This window comes from Pseudomonas sp. PA-6-3C (assembly GCF_021605825.1).
Lineage (GTDB): Bacteria > Pseudomonadota > Gammaproteobacteria > Pseudomonadales > Pseudomonadaceae > Aquipseudomonas > Aquipseudomonas edaphica.
In genome coordinates, this window is the sequence record NZ_WKDV01000004.1 from 1 (window position 1) to 13714 (window position 13714).

General features: G+C 60.6%; 10 protein-coding genes. 8 read left to right on the forward strand and 2 right to left on the reverse strand.

Going from position 1 to position 13714, the window contains the following annotated elements; all coding sequences use genetic code 11:
• Nucleotides 1-291: 291 nt before the first annotated feature.
• Both GIW48_RS04315 and arcD (GIW48_RS04320) read right to left on the reverse strand, forming a co-directional pair.
• Nucleotides 292-1155 (reverse strand): DNA-3-methyladenine glycosylase family protein, encoded by an 864-nt coding sequence (locus tag GIW48_RS04315; RefSeq protein WP_170039877.1) that lies wholly within the window; start codon nt 1153-1155, stop codon nt 292-294.
• Nucleotides 1152-2579, reverse strand: coding sequence for an arginine-ornithine antiporter (arcD, locus tag GIW48_RS04320; RefSeq protein WP_170039879.1), 1428 nt, complete (start codon nt 2577-2579; stop codon nt 1152-1154). Before arcD (GIW48_RS04320) ends, GIW48_RS04315 begins: the two co-directional genes overlap by 4 nt.
• Before the next feature lie 446 nt (nt 2580-3025).
• Between arcD (GIW48_RS04320) and arcD (GIW48_RS04325) the strand changes: the two genes are divergently transcribed.
• The 8 genes from arcD (GIW48_RS04325) to gcvP all read left to right on the forward strand — a co-directional run bounded on the left by arcD (GIW48_RS04325) (nt 3026) and on the right by gcvP (nt 13550).
• Nucleotides 3026-4453: an arginine-ornithine antiporter gene (arcD, locus tag GIW48_RS04325; protein ID WP_017139152.1), complete on the forward strand. Its 1428-nt coding sequence runs from the start codon at nt 3026-3028 to the stop codon at nt 4451-4453.
• A 24-nt stretch (nt 4454-4477) separates the two neighbouring features.
• Nucleotides 4478-5734: an arginine deiminase gene (gene arcA / locus GIW48_RS04330; RefSeq protein WP_017139151.1), complete on the forward strand. Its 1257-nt coding sequence runs from the start codon at nt 4478-4480 to the stop codon at nt 5732-5734.
• 69 nt (nt 5735-5803) lie between these two features.
• A complete protein-coding gene (locus GIW48_RS04335; RefSeq protein ID WP_170039881.1) occupies nt 5804-6814 on the forward strand; it encodes an ornithine carbamoyltransferase in 1011 nt (336 codons plus the stop codon).
• Between the two features lie 140 nt (nt 6815-6954).
• The gene (gene arcC / locus GIW48_RS04340) at nt 6955-7884 is read left to right on the forward strand and encodes a carbamate kinase (protein WP_236460387.1); all 930 of its coding nucleotides are present in this window, start codon (nt 6955-6957) and stop codon (nt 7882-7884) included.
• An 18-nt stretch (nt 7885-7902) separates the two neighbouring features.
• Nucleotides 7903-8265, forward strand: coding sequence for a DUF5064 family protein (locus GIW48_RS04345; RefSeq protein ID WP_169985134.1), 363 nt, complete (start codon nt 7903-7905; stop codon nt 8263-8265).
• A gap of 183 nt (nt 8266-8448) precedes the next feature.
• Nucleotides 8449-9957, forward strand: coding sequence for a sigma-54-dependent transcriptional regulator (locus GIW48_RS04350; protein WP_099549404.1), 1509 nt, complete (start codon nt 8449-8451; stop codon nt 9955-9957).
• Between the two features lie 361 nt (nt 9958-10318).
• The gene (gcvH, locus tag GIW48_RS04355; RefSeq protein ID WP_017139147.1) at nt 10319-10702 is read left to right on the forward strand and encodes a glycine cleavage system protein GcvH; all 384 of its coding nucleotides are present in this window, start codon (nt 10319-10321) and stop codon (nt 10700-10702) included.
• 10 nt (nt 10703-10712) lie between these two features.
• Complete coding sequence (gene gcvP, locus GIW48_RS04360) at nt 10713-13550, forward strand: aminomethyl-transferring glycine dehydrogenase (protein ID WP_236460388.1); 2838 nt, start codon at nt 10713-10715, stop codon at nt 13548-13550.
• Nucleotides 13551-13714: the final 164 nt, after the last annotated feature.

Genomic DNA, 13714 nt, shown 5'->3' on the forward strand with positions numbered 1-13714 from the left:
TTGAAAGTGTGGCCACAGTCAAATGTGGAAGCTGGCTCTCACACATTGAGAGTGTGGTCACAGTCAAATGTGGGAGCTGGCTCTCACACATTGAAAGTGTGGCCACAGTCAAATGTGGGAGCTGGCTCTCACACATTGAAAGTGTGGCCACAGTCAAATGTGGAAGCTGGCTCTCACACATTGAGAGTGTGGTCACAGTCAAATGTGGGAGCTGGCTCTCACACATTGAAAGTGTGGCCACAGTCAAATGTGGGAGCTGGCTTGCCTGCGATGAGGCCCTGACAGCCACCCTCAGTCCACCCGGCTCAACGACGTCCACAAATGCTGCGCCGCATACGCCCTTAAAGGCCGCCACGCCTCGGCACGCGCCAACAACTGCCGCGCCGACACCGGCCCGCCTTCCAGTGCCGCCAGCGCATTGATCAAGCCAATATCCCCCGACGCAAACGCATCCGGCTCACGCAACTGACGCATGGCGATGTACTGCGCGGTCCAGTCGCCGATTCCCGGCAAGGCCACCAGCCGCGCCACGCCGTCCTTGAGGTTGGCCTTGGGTGCAAATAACTGCGGATCTTCCAGCAACGCCTGAGCCACACCTGACAAAGTACGGCCCCGCGCCTTGGGCATGCCCAAGGTCGCGAGGTCCGCCGCCGCCAAGACTTCGGCAACAGGAAACACATGGGTAATACCGGCATAGGGCGTTTGCAGCGGCTGGCCATACTGCGCCACCAATTTACCCGCCAGGCGAATGGCCGCGACCACCGTGATCTGCTGGCCCAGCACCGCACGAATCGCCAGTTCCAAACCGTCCCACGTCCCCGGTACACGCAGGCCAGGGCGCGCAGCCACCAGTTGTGCCATCAACGGGTCGGCGGCCAGCTGCGCATTGATCAACCCAGGCCGGGCGTCCAGATCGAACATGGCCCGCAGGCGCCGCTCGATCTCGGGCAGCGCCGCCGCGTCGGGGAACTCAACACCCACTTCCAGCCAATCGCCCGCACCCGGTGCCACGCTGATGCAGCCGTGCTGCCCGTTCACGCTGATGCTGCGCCGATACACGCCGGCCTCAACGGTCTCCAGCCCGGTGATCGCCCGCGCCGATAAAAAACCCAGCATTGCCGCCCAGTCATAGGGCGGCTGATATGCCAATCTCACAACGACAACACCCCGCTATACAGCCCATAAGCCGCCAGCCCCGCGCCCGCGATCACGCAGCTGAAAATGCCCTTTTCCATGTGCGTAAACAAGGGCTGGCCCTGCTCGCGCTTGGCCAGGGCAAACAGGATCACGCCGGGCGCATACAACAGCGCCGAGAGCAGCAGGTACTTCAAGCCGCCGGCGTACAGCAGCCAGACGGCATAGCCAAGAGCGATCAGGCCGACCAGCAAATCCTTATAGCGCTGGCGCTGGGCACCGGCATAGGTTTCACCGCGCCCGCTCAACAGCACCGCGTAGGCCGCCGACCACAGGTAGGGCACCAGGATCATCGACGAGGCCAGGTAAATCAGGGTGGTGTAAGTGCTGTGGGAAAACAGCGTGATCACCAGGAACACCTGGATCATCAGGTTGGTCAGCCACAGCGCGTTGACCGGCACCCGGTTGGGGTTTTCCTTTTTCAGGAAGGCCGGCATGGTCTTGTCATGGGCAGTGGCGTAGAGGATTTCCGCACACAGCAGCGCCCATGAGAGCAAGGCGCCGAGCAGTGACACGGCCAACCCGATGCTGATCGCCATCGCGCCCCACGGCCCGACGATATGTTCCAGCACACCCGCCAGTGAAGGGTTTTGCAATTGCGCCAGCTCCGGCTGGCTCATGATGCCCAGGGACAGCACATTCACCAGCACCAGCAGTGCCAGCACGCCGAGAAAGCCGATCACGGTGGCGCGGCCCACGTCCGAGCGCTTCTCGGCGCGCGCCGAATACACGCTGGCGCCCTCGATGCCGATAAACACGAACACGGTGACCAGCATCATGCTGCGCACCTGATCGACCACGCTGCCAAATTGCGGGTTGCCCAGGCCCCAGATATCACGGGTGAAAATATCCGCCTTGAACGCCACGGCGGCGATCACGATAAACATCAGCAACGGCACGATCTTCGCCACGGTGGTGATCTGGTTGATGAACGCCGCCTCCTTGATGCCGCGCAGCACCAGAAAATGCACGGCCCACAGCAGCAGTGAGGCGCAGCCGATGGCGACCGGCGTATTGCCCTGGCCGAACACCGGAAAAAAGTAGCCGAGGGTGCTGAACAGCAACACGAAATAACCGACGTTGCCCATCCACGCACTGATCCAATAACCCCAGGCCGACGAAAACCCCATGTAGTCACCGAACCCGGCCTTGGCATAGGCGTACACGCCGGAATCCAGTTCGGGTTTGCGATTGGCCAGGGTCTGGAACACAAACGCCAGGGTGAGCATGCCGACGGCGGTGATGGCCCAGCCGATCAGCACGGCGCCCACTTCGGCGCGTGCGGCCATGTTCTGCGGCAAAGAGAAAATCCCGCCGCCGATCATCGACCCCACCACCAGGGCAATCAACGCGCTGAGACGTAGTTTCTCGGCCGGCTGGGACATGCAAACTCCTGAAATAAAATAGTTTGAGAGAACAAACGCGCACTCAACTAATTAAATCAGCGAGTGCAGCGTTTATTAAAGACAGCGATAAAACCGTCACGCTCATAACGCAACGGCATGACAGTTTATAAAGTTTAAGCTTATTTAGATTTTAAATAGAGCAGGCACTTGGCCAGTTTTTGCAGACTTAACCCGTTAATTGAGAAAAGTTTGCACATTCGACAAAGCGGGCTAGGGTCAAACGTCCACACCTCGGACTAAATGCTTGATCAAAACGCAGGAGCCGCTCTGGAAAGCGCCTTTTCGGGGGAAACTATTGCCCCGGGATCTTACCCCTAAGTCATTAATTCACAATGGAATGTGCCAATGACGTGATCTAAGTCAGCTGTTTGATCAGCGCACAGAATTATTCTGTGCTCTCTCTTCTCCTGCATTGGAGTCATGCAATGTCTGACACTCCCGGAAAACTTCGACTCGGCGCCCTGGTTGCGCTGGTCGTGGGCTCAATGATTGGCGGCGGGATCTTCTCACTGCCGCAAAACATGGCCGCCAGCGCCGATGTCGGCGCGGTGTTGATCGGCTGGGTCATTACCGCCATCGGCATGCTCACCCTGGCTTTCGTGTTCCAGACCCTGGCCAACCGCAAACCTGACCTCGACGGCGGCGTATACGCCTACGCCAAAGCCGGCTTCGGCGACTACATGGGCTTCTCGTCGGCCTGGGGCTACTGGATCAGCGCCTGGCTGGGCAACGTCGGATACTTCGTGTTGCTGTTCAGCACCCTCGGTTACTTCTTCCCGATCTTTGGCGAAGGCAACACACCCGCTGCGGTGATTGGCGCCTCGGTGCTGCTGTGGGCCGTGCACTTTCTGGTACTGCGCGGCATCAAGGAAGCGGCGTTCATCAACCTGGTGACCACCGTCGCCAAAGTGGTGCCGCTGGTGCTGTTCGTGTTGATCGCTGTGTTCGCGTTCAAGCTGGACATTTTCACCGCTGACATCTGGGGCGTGAAAAACCCCGACCTGGGCAGCGTGATGAACCAGGTGCGCAACATGATGCTGGTCACCGTGTGGGTGTTTATCGGCATCGAAGGCGCGAGCATCTTCTCGTCCCGTGCAGAAAAACGCAGCGACGTCGGCAAGGCCACCGTAATCGGTTTTATCACCGTGCTGCTGTTTTTGATGCTGGTGAACGTGCTGTCCCTGGGCATCATGACCCAACCGGAACTGGCCAAACTGCAGAACCCTTCGATGGCTGCCGTGCTGGAGCATGTGGTGGGCCACTGGGGCGCGGTGTTGATCAGCGTCGGCTTGATCATCTCGCTGTTGGGTGCGCTGCTGTCGTGGGTGCTGCTGTGTGCGGAGATCATGTTCGCCGCCGCCAAGGACCACACCATGCCGGAGTTCCTGCGTAAGGAAAACGCCAACCACGTGCCGGTCAATGCCCTGTGGCTGACCAATGCGATGGTCCAGGTTTTCCTGGTCATCACGCTGTTTTCGGCCAGCACTTACCTGTCGCTGATCTACCTCGCCACCTCGATGATCCTGGTGCCTTACCTGTGGTCGGCGGCCTATGCACTGCTGCTGGCGGTGCGCGGCGAGACCTACGAAAACGCCCTGCGCGAGCGCAAGAAAGACCTGTTCATCGGCGCCATCGCGTTGATCTACGCGGTGTGGCTGCTCTACGCCGGTGGCACCAAGTACCTGCTGCTTTCCGCCCTGCTGTATGCCCCCGGCGTGATCCTGTTCGCCAAGGCCAAGCATGAACTGGGCAAACCGATTTTCACCAACGTCGAGAAGCTGATTTTCGCCGCGGTAGTCATTGGCGCCCTGGTGGCTGCTTATGGCCTCTACGCCGGCTTCCTGACTCTGTAACTTTTGTTCACTGGAGGATCTGTAATGACCACGGAAAAAGTGAAGTACGGCGTACATTCCGAAGCCGGCAAACTGCGTAAAGTCATGGTGTGCTCCCCAGGTTTGGCCCACCAGCGGCTGACCCCCAACAACTGCGATGAACTGCTGTTCGATGACGTGCTGTGGGTGGCCCAGGCCAAGCGCGACCACTTCGACTTCGTAACCAAGATGCGCGAGCGGGACATTGATGTGCTGGAAATGCACAACCTGCTGACCGATATCGTCGCCATCCCCGAAGCGCTGGACTGGATTCTGGAGCGCAAGATCACCGCCAATACGGTGGGCCTGGGCCTGGTCGATGAAGTCGGCTCGTGGCTGCGCAGCCTGGAGCCGCGCAAAATCAGCGAGTTCCTGATTGGCGGCGTGTCGGCCGATGACCTGCCGAGCAGCTTCGGCGGCCGGACCATCGAGATGTTCCGCGACTTCCTCGGCCACTCAAGCTTCATCCTGCCGCCGCTGCCCAACACTCAGTTCACCCGCGACACCACCTGCTGGATCTACGGCGGTGTGACGCTCAACCCGATGTACTGGCCGGCGCGACGTCAGGAAACCCTGCTGGCCAGCGCCATCTATAAATTCCACCCCGAGTTCACCAACGCCGACTTCCAGATCTGGTACGGCGACCCCGACCAGGAACACGGGGCCGCCACACTGGAAGGCGGCGACGTGATGCCGATTGGCAATGGCGTGGTGTTGATCGGCATGGGCGAGCGTTCTTCTCACCAGGCGATTGGCCAACTGGCGCGCAACCTGTTCAAAAACAAAGCCGTGGAACGCGTGATCGTTGCCGGCCTGCCGAAGTCCCGCGCGGCGATGCACCTGGATACGGTGTTCAGCTTCTGCGACCGCGACCTGGTGACGATCTTCCCCGAAGTGGTCAACCAGATCGTGCCCTTCACCCTGCGCCCGGATGAAAGCAAACCACACGGCATCGACATCCAGCGGGAGAAAACCAACTTCCTCGAAACCGTGGCTGCAGCCCTCAACCTCAAGACGCTGCGAGTGGTCGAGACCGGCGGCAACAGCTTCGCCGCCGAACGCGAGCAGTGGGATGACGGCAACAACGTGGTGGCCGTGGAGCCCGGCGTGGTGATCGGCTATGACCGCAACACCTACACCAACACCTTGCTACGCAAGGCCGGTGTGGAAGTCATCACCATCAGCGCCGGTGAACTCGGCCGAGGCCGTGGCGGCGGCCACTGCATGACCTGCCCGATCATCCGCGACCCCATCGACTATTGATTTTTTGGCCTTGGCCGCTGCTTATCCAGCAGCGGCCAGGGGGATAACCGAAACCTAAGGAGATCCATCATGGCTTTTAATATGCGCAACCGCAGCCTGCTCTCGCTGATGCACCACACTACCCGCGAGCTGAACTACCTGCTGGACCTGTCCCGCGACCTCAAACGCGCCAAGTACACCGGCACCGAGCGTCCGCACCTGCAAGGCAAAAACATCGCGCTGATCTTCGAAAAAACCTCGACTCGCACCCGTTGCGCGTTCGAAGTGGCGGCCCATGACCAGGGCGCCCACGTCACCTACATTGACCCGGTGTCGTCGCAGATCGGCCACAAAGAAAGCATGAAAGACACCGCCCGCGTCCTGGGCCGCATGTTCGATGCCATCGAGTACCGTGGCTTTGAACAGGAAATCGTCGAAGAGCTGGCCAAGTTCGCCGGTGTGCCGGTATTCAACGGCCTCACCGCCGAATTCCACCCGACCCAAATGATCGCCGACACCCTGACCATGCGCGAGCACAGCGACAAGCCGCTGCATGACATCAGCTACGCGTACCTGGGCGACGCGCGCTACAACATGGGCAATTCGTTGCTGATGATCGGCGCCAAACTGGGCATGGACGTGCGCATCGGCGCGCCGAAAGCCCTGTGGCCACACGAAGATTTCATCAAGCAGTGCCAGGTGTTTGCCGAGGAAAGCGGCGCACGCATCACCATCACCGAAGACCCGAAAGAAGCCGTCAAAGGCGTCGACTTCATCCACACCGATATCTGGGTGTCGATGGGTGAGCCGGTGGAAGCGTGGGACGAGCGTATCGAGCAACTGCTGCCGTACCAGGTCAACGCCAAGATGATGAAAGCCTCGGGCAACCCACGCGTGAAGTTCATGCACTGCCTGCCGGCGTTCCATAACAGTGAGACCAAGGTGGGCAAGGACATCGCCGCGCGCTATCCGAACCTGGCCAATGGTGTGGAAGTGACTGAGGAAGTGTTCGAGTCGCCAGCCAACATCGCGTTTGAGCAGGCGGAAAACCGCATGCATACCATCAAGGCAATTCTGGTGTCGGCGCTGGCGGATATCTAACCCATCAAGCTGGTAATGCGCTCCCATGTGGGAGCCGGGCTTGCCCGCGATGGCGGTCTACATGATCCACCGCTATCGCAGGCAAGCCAGCTCCCACATGAACAGCGTTCCTTCAGCCAAGCTTTTAGAAGGACATTTTTATGCGCATCGTCGTAGCCCTGGGCGGTAACGCCCTGCTCCGCCGTGGTGAACCCATGACGGCGGACAACCAACGCGCCAATATCCGTATCGCCACCGAACAGATCGCCAAAATCCACCCCGGCAACGAATTGGTGATCGCCCACGGCAATGGCCCGCAAGTCGGCCTGCTGTCGTTGCAGGCAGCGGCTTACACCCAGGTTTCGCCGTACCCACTGGACGTGCTCGGCGCCGAGACCGAAGGCATGATCGGCTACATCATCGAACAGGAACTGGGCAACCTGCTGGACTTCGAGGTGCCGTTCGCCACCTTGCTCACCCAAGTGGAAGTCGACGCCAAAGACCCGGCCTTCCAGAACCCGACCAAGCCCATCGGCCCGGTGTACTCCAAGGCCGAAGCCGAGAAACTTGCCGCCGAAAAAGGCTGGGCCATCGCGCCCGATGGCGATAAATACCGTCGTGTGGTGGCCAGCCCACGCCCGAAACGCATCTTTGAAATCCGCCCGATCAAGTGGCTGCTGGAAAAAAGCGCAATTGTGATTTGCGCCGGTGGCGGCGGCATCCCGACCATGTATGGCGAAGACGGCACGCTGCGCGGCATTGAAGCGGTGATCGACAAAGACCTGTGCTCATCCTTGCTGGCATCACAACTGGACGCGGATTTGCTGGTGATTGCCACCGACGTCAATTCGGCTTTTATCGACTTCGGCAAGCCGACCCAAAAGGCCATCGGCCAGGCCCATCCCGACGACATGGAGAAGCTCGGCTTCGCCGCCGGCTCCATGGGGCCGAAGGTACAAGCGGCCTGCGAGTTCGCCCGCCAGACTGGCAAAACTGCCGTCATCGGTTCACTCTCGGATATCGAAGCCATCGTCCAGGGCAGCGCCGGCACGCGTATCAGCACGGCAAAACCTGGCATCACCTACCTGTGAAGTAGAGGAGAAACGCCTATGGCCACCTTTGAACCCGGTCACCTGCACATCGAACGTCACGCGCTCAACAAGGATGACTACAGCTACAACCTGTGCATCGACTACGAGGTCAGCCAGGATCCAAAGGAAGGCAAGGGAATGCTCTTCAAGCTGCACGGCTCGGTGCAGGGCAAGGACCTCAAGGAGGAATTCTTTTTACCCAAGGATCAGGCCTTCGACTTTGCCCGGCATGCGATGAACATCGCGCAGAAATATGGAATGCCGAAGGTTGCGACGCTTAACGGCTCGATGCACAAGCAGTACGACTTGATGTTTGAAGATGTAAGGCATCAGTTGGATGTGAAATCCGGCGATCCGGTCAAACCGGAACACCTGGAGTAACAACACCGTAAGTCCAATGTGGGAGCTGGCTTGTGTGGGAGCTGGCTTGCCTGCGATGCGGTCACCTCGGTGTATCAGGTAGACCAAGGTGATGCTATCGCAGGCAAGCCAGCTCCCACATTTTGATCTCCCTGCGCTCCAAGGCATACTTGCCGCCTCCAGTTCCCCAGAATTGCCAGCCCCATGCGTATCCACGTCAGCTTCATCGACCGCGTCGGCATTACCCAGGAAGTCCTGGCCCTGCTCGGTGGGCGCAATCTCAACCTGGATGCGGTGGAGATGGTGCCGCCCAACGTGTACATCGACGCGCCGACGCTGAGCGCCGAGGTGCTCGAAGAGCTGCGCGACGCGCTGTTCAGCGTGCACGGCGTACAGGCGGTCACCGTGGTGGATATCCTCCCCGGCCAACGTCGCCACCTGCAACTCGACGCGTTGCTCGCGGCCATGACCGACCCGGTGCTGGCCCTGGACAGCGCGGGCAAGATCCTGCTGGCCAACCCGGCGCTGATCGCGCTGTATGGCCGCGAACCGGCGGGTGAAAGTATCAGCGCGTTGTTCAATGACCCGGCGTTGCTGGAAACCTTGCTCGAACAGGGCTTTCGTTTGCCGTTGCGCGAAATCAGCGTCAACGGCCAGACCTTTTTGCTCGACGCCACGCCGATCACTGACGCCGGCGCCCTGCTCACTCTGTACCAACCCAACCGCATCGGCGAACAGCTGTCGGCGCTGCACCATGACCATGCCGAAGGTTTTGATGCGCTGCTGGGCGAGTCGCCGGTGATTCGCACGCTCAAGGCGCGGGCGCAACGGGTGGCGGCGCTGGATGCACCGCTGTTGATCCAGGGCGAAACCGGCACCGGCAAAGAGCTGGTCGCGCGTGCCTGCCATGCTATCAGCGCGCGGCACAGTGCACCGTTTTTGGCCTTGAACTGTGCGGCGTTGCCGGAGAACCTGGCCGAAAGTGAATTATTCGGTTATGCGCCTGGCGCCTTTACCGGCGCGCAGCGTGGCGGCAAGCCGGGGCTGATGGAGTTGGCCAACCAGGGCACGGTGTTCCTTGATGAGATCGGTGAGATGTCGCCGTATTTGCAGGCCAAGCTGCTGCGGTTTCTCAACGACGGCAGCTTTCGCCGGGTGGGCGGCGACCGCGAAGTGAAGGTCAATGTGCGCATTCTCAGCGCTACTCACCGCGACCTGGAAAAGATGGTCAGCGAGGGCACCTTCCGCGAAGACCTGTTCTACCGCCTTAATGTGCTCAACGTCGAAGTGCCGCCGCTGCGCGAGCGCGGCCAGGACATTCTGCTGCTGGCGCGCTACTTCATGCAGCAGGCCTGTGCGCAGATCCAGCGCCCGGTGTGCCGCCTGGCGCCTGGCACTTACCCGGCGCTGCTCGGCAACCGCTGGCCGGGTAATGTGCGCCAGCTGCAGAACGTGATCTTCCGCGCCGCCGCCATCTGCGAAAGCAGCCTGGTGGACATCGGTGACCTCGACATCGCCGGCACCTCAGTGGCGCGCCAGAGCGACGGTGAAGTCGACAGCCTGGAGCAAGCGGTGGAAGACTTCGAGCGCAACCTGCTGGAAACGCTCTACACCAGTTATCCCTCGACCCGCCAACTGGCCAGCCGCTTGCAAACGTCCCACACGGCGATCGCCCATCGCTTGCGCAAGTACGGCATTCCAAACAAAACCTGAAAATGTAGAGATCAAAATGTGGGGCTTGTGTGGGAGCCAGCTCCCACACAAGCCCCCTCCCCCATGGAGGGCATCCAAGTTTTGGTCTGAGAACGACATCCGCTGTACTGAAAGCGCTACAGCGTAACGATATCGCTACAACCCTGTTTTTTACGCGCCATGCAAGGCTTTGATCCGCATAGGCTTTTTTTGGCGTGCACGAGTGTAGCGAAATCGCTACAGCTGAAAATCATATCGTCATAACCAAAATCGTTAAGCATCTGATTTATAACGACTTAATAACATTGGCCGCAATATTGCTAAGTAACTCCCCATTATTCCAATCCCGTCCACCAGACGAATCTGGCCCTGAGGAGTTTCCATGAGCGAGTTGCGTTTCACTGAAGATCACGAATGGCTGCGCGCCGAAGCCGATGGCAGCGTCACCGTGGGTATCACCGCTTTCGCGCAAAACGCACTGGGTGATGTGGTTTTCGTGCAACTGCCGGAGTTGCAGGCTTACGACAAGGGCGCCGAAGCCTCCACCGTGGAATCGGTCAAGGCAGCCAGCGGCGTGTACATGCCGCTGACCGGTGAAGTGCTCGAAGTGAACGAAGCACTCAGCGACAGCCCGGAACTGGTCAACGAAGACCCGATGGGCGAAGGTTGGTTCTTCCGCTTTAAACCCGCCGATGCCGATGCAGTGGCTAAGCTGTTGGATCAGGATGCGTACGACCGCCTGATCAAAGCCAACGCTGAAGCCTGAGGAGCGCGCCATGACCATCAATCTCAGCACCGCCAACGAATTCATCGCCCGCCACATCGGCCCGCGCCAGGAAGATGAGCAGCAGATGCTCGCAAGCCTGGGTTTTGATTCCCTCGAAGCCCTCAGCGCCAGCGTGATCCCGGAAAGCATCAAGGGCACCAGCGTGCTCGGCCTGGAAGACGGCCTGAGCGAAGCCCAGGCCCTGGCCAAGATCAAGGCCATCGCCGGCAAGAACCAACTGTTCAAGACCTACATCGGCCAGGGCTATTACAACTGCCATACACCGTCGCCGATCCTGCGCAACCTGCTGGAAAACCCGGCCTGGTACACCGCCTACACCCCGTATCAACCTGAAATTTCCCAAGGCCGCCTGGAAGCGCTGTTGAACTTCCAGACCCTGATCAGCGACCTCACCGGCCTGCCGATCGCCAACGCCTCCTTGCTCGACGAAGCCACCGCCGCCGCCGAAGCCATGACCTTCTGCAAGCGCCTGAGCAAGAACAAGGGCAGCAATGCCTTCTTCGCCTCCGTGCATAGCCACCCACAGACCCTCGACGTACTGCGCACCCGTGCTGAGCCGTTGGGCATCGACGTGGTGGTGGGCGATGAACGCGAGCTGAGCGACGTCAGCGCATTCTTCGGCGCCCTGCTGCAATACCCGGCCAGCAACGGTGACGTGTTCGACTACCGCGAACTGACCGAGCGCTTCCACGCCGCCAACGCACTGGTGGCCGTGGCCGCAGACCTGCTGGCCCTGACCCTGCTGACCCCGCCGGGTGAGTTCGGCGCCGACGTGGCCATCGGCAGCGCGCAACGCTTCGGCGTGCCGCTGGGCTTTGGTGGCCCGCACGCGGCGTACTTCTCCACCAAGGATGCGTTCAAGCGCGACATGCCCGGCCGTCTGGTCGGTGTGTCGGTCGACCGTTTCGGCAAGCCGGCCCTGCGCCTGGCCATGCAGACCCGCGAGCAACATATCCGTCGCGAGAAAGCCACCAGCAACATCTGCACCGCGCAAGTGCTACTGGCTAACATCGCCAGCATGTACGCCGTGTACCACGGCCCTAAAGGCCTGACCCAGATCGCCCAGCGCATTCACCAACTGACCGCGATCCTGGCCAAAGGCTTGACCGCCCTGGGCCTTAAGGTTGAGCAGGCAAACTTCTTCGATACGATCACCCTCAACACGGGCGCCAACACCGCCGCCCTGCACGACAAGGCCCGCGCCCAGCGCATCAACCTGCGTGTGGTCGATGCTGAACGCGTTGGCCTGTCGGTCGACGAAACCACCACCCAGGCTGACATCGAAGCCCTGTGGTCGATCTTCGCCGACGGCAAGGCACTGCCCGCCTTTGCTGCGACTGAAAGCACCTTGCCCGCCGCGCTGCTGCGCCAGTCGCCGATCCTCAGCCACCCGGTGTTCAACCGTTACCACTCCGAAACCGAGCTGATGCGCTACCTGCGCAAGCTGGCCGACAAGGACCTGGCGCTGGACCGCACCATGATCCCGCTGGGTTCGTGCACCATGAAACTCAACGCCGCCAGCGAAATGATCCCGGTGACCTGGGCCGAATTCGGTGCCCTGCACCCCTTCGCCCCGGCCGCACAAAGCGCCGGCTACCTGGAGCTGACTTCCGACCTGGAAGCCATGCTCTGCGCGGCCACCGGCTACGACGCGATCTCCCTGCAGCCGAACGCCGGTTCCCAAGGTGAATACGCAGGCCTGCTGGCCATTCGTGCTTACCACCAGAGCCGTGGCGAAGAACGCCGCGACATCTGCCTGATCCCGTCTTCGGCCCACGGCACCAACCCTGCGACCGCCAACATGGCCGGTATGCGCGTGGTGGTGACCGCCTGCGACGCACGCGGCAACGTCGACATCGAAGACCTGCGCGCCAAAGCCATCGAGCACCGCGAGCACCTCGCTGCGCTGATGATCACCTACCCGTCCACCCACGGCGTGTTCGAAGAAGGCATCCGCGAAATCTGCGGGATCATTCATGACAACGGCGGCCAGGTGTACATCGACGGCGCCAACATGAACGCAATGGTCGGCCTGTGCGCACCGGGCAAGTTCGGTGGCGACGTGTCCCACCTGAACCTGCACAAAACCTTCTGCATTCCGCACGGCGGTGGCGGCCCGGGCGTTGGCCCGATTGGGGTTAAATCCCACCTCACGCCATTCCTGCCAGGCCACGCGGCCATGGAGCGCAAGGAAGGCGCGGTGTGCGCGGCGCCATTTGGCAGCGCGAGCATTTTGCCGATCACCTGGATGTACATCAGCATGATGGGCGGCGCGGGCCTCAAGCGCGCCTCGCAGCTGGCGATCCTGAACGCCAACTATATTTCCCGTCGCCTTGAAGAGCATTACCCCGTGCTCTACACCGGCAGCAACGGCCTGGTGGCACACGAGTGCATCCTGGACCTGCGCCCCTTGAAAGACAGCAGCGGCATCAGCGTGGATGACGTGGCCAAGCGTCTGATCGATTTTGGTTTCCATGCGCCGACCATGTCGTTCCCGGTGGCGGGCACCTTGATGATCGAGCCGACCGAAAGCGAATCCAAAGAAGAACTGGACCGCTTCTGTGACGCCATGATTGCCATCCGCGAGGAAATTCGCGCAGTCGAAAACGGCACCTTGGACAAGGACGACAACCCACTGAAAAACGCCCCGCACACGGCGGCTGAAATCGTCGGTGAATGGAGCCACCCGTACAGCCGTGAACAGGCGGTGTACCCGGTGGCGTCGTTGATCGAAGGCAAATACTGGCCGCCGGTTGGCCGGGTCGACAACGTGTTTGGCGACCGTAACCTGGTGTGTGCGTGCCCGTCGATCGAGAGCTACGCGTGATCTGACTGAACTCGGTCAATGTGGGAGCTGGTTTTTGTGGGAGCTGGCTTGCCTGCGATGCAGGCACCTCGGTCTATCAGGTAGACCAGGGTGATGCTATCGCAGGCAAGCCAGCTCCCACACAAGCCCGGTTTCTGCACTGAGCGAGCAAGTCTTCCAAAATA

What these genes read in the sequence shown, in the direction of transcription:
- GIW48_RS04345 (WP_169985134.1), top strand. Translation starts at nt 7,903, where the DNA reads ATGGCCACCTTTGAACCCGGTCACCTGCACATCGAACGTCACGCGCTC.
- GIW48_RS04335 (WP_170039881.1), top strand. Translation starts at nt 5,804, where the DNA reads ATGGCTTTTAATATGCGCAACCGCAGCCTGCTCTCGCTGATGCACCAC.
- gcvP (WP_236460388.1), top strand. Translation starts at nt 10,713, where the DNA reads ATGACCATCAATCTCAGCACCGCCAACGAATTCATCGCCCGCCACATC.
- arcD (WP_170039879.1), bottom strand. Translation starts at nt 2,579, where the DNA reads ATGTCCCAGCCGGCCGAGAAACTACGTCTCAGCGCGTTGATTGCCCTG.
- arcD (WP_017139152.1), top strand. Translation starts at nt 3,026, where the DNA reads ATGTCTGACACTCCCGGAAAACTTCGACTCGGCGCCCTGGTTGCGCTG.
- arcA (WP_017139151.1), top strand. Translation starts at nt 4,478, where the DNA reads ATGACCACGGAAAAAGTGAAGTACGGCGTACATTCCGAAGCCGGCAAA.
- arcC (WP_236460387.1), top strand. Translation starts at nt 6,955, where the DNA reads ATGCGCATCGTCGTAGCCCTGGGCGGTAACGCCCTGCTCCGCCGTGGT.
- gcvH (WP_017139147.1), top strand. Translation starts at nt 10,319, where the DNA reads ATGAGCGAGTTGCGTTTCACTGAAGATCACGAATGGCTGCGCGCCGAA.
- GIW48_RS04350 (WP_099549404.1), top strand. Translation starts at nt 8,449, where the DNA reads ATGCGTATCCACGTCAGCTTCATCGACCGCGTCGGCATTACCCAGGAA.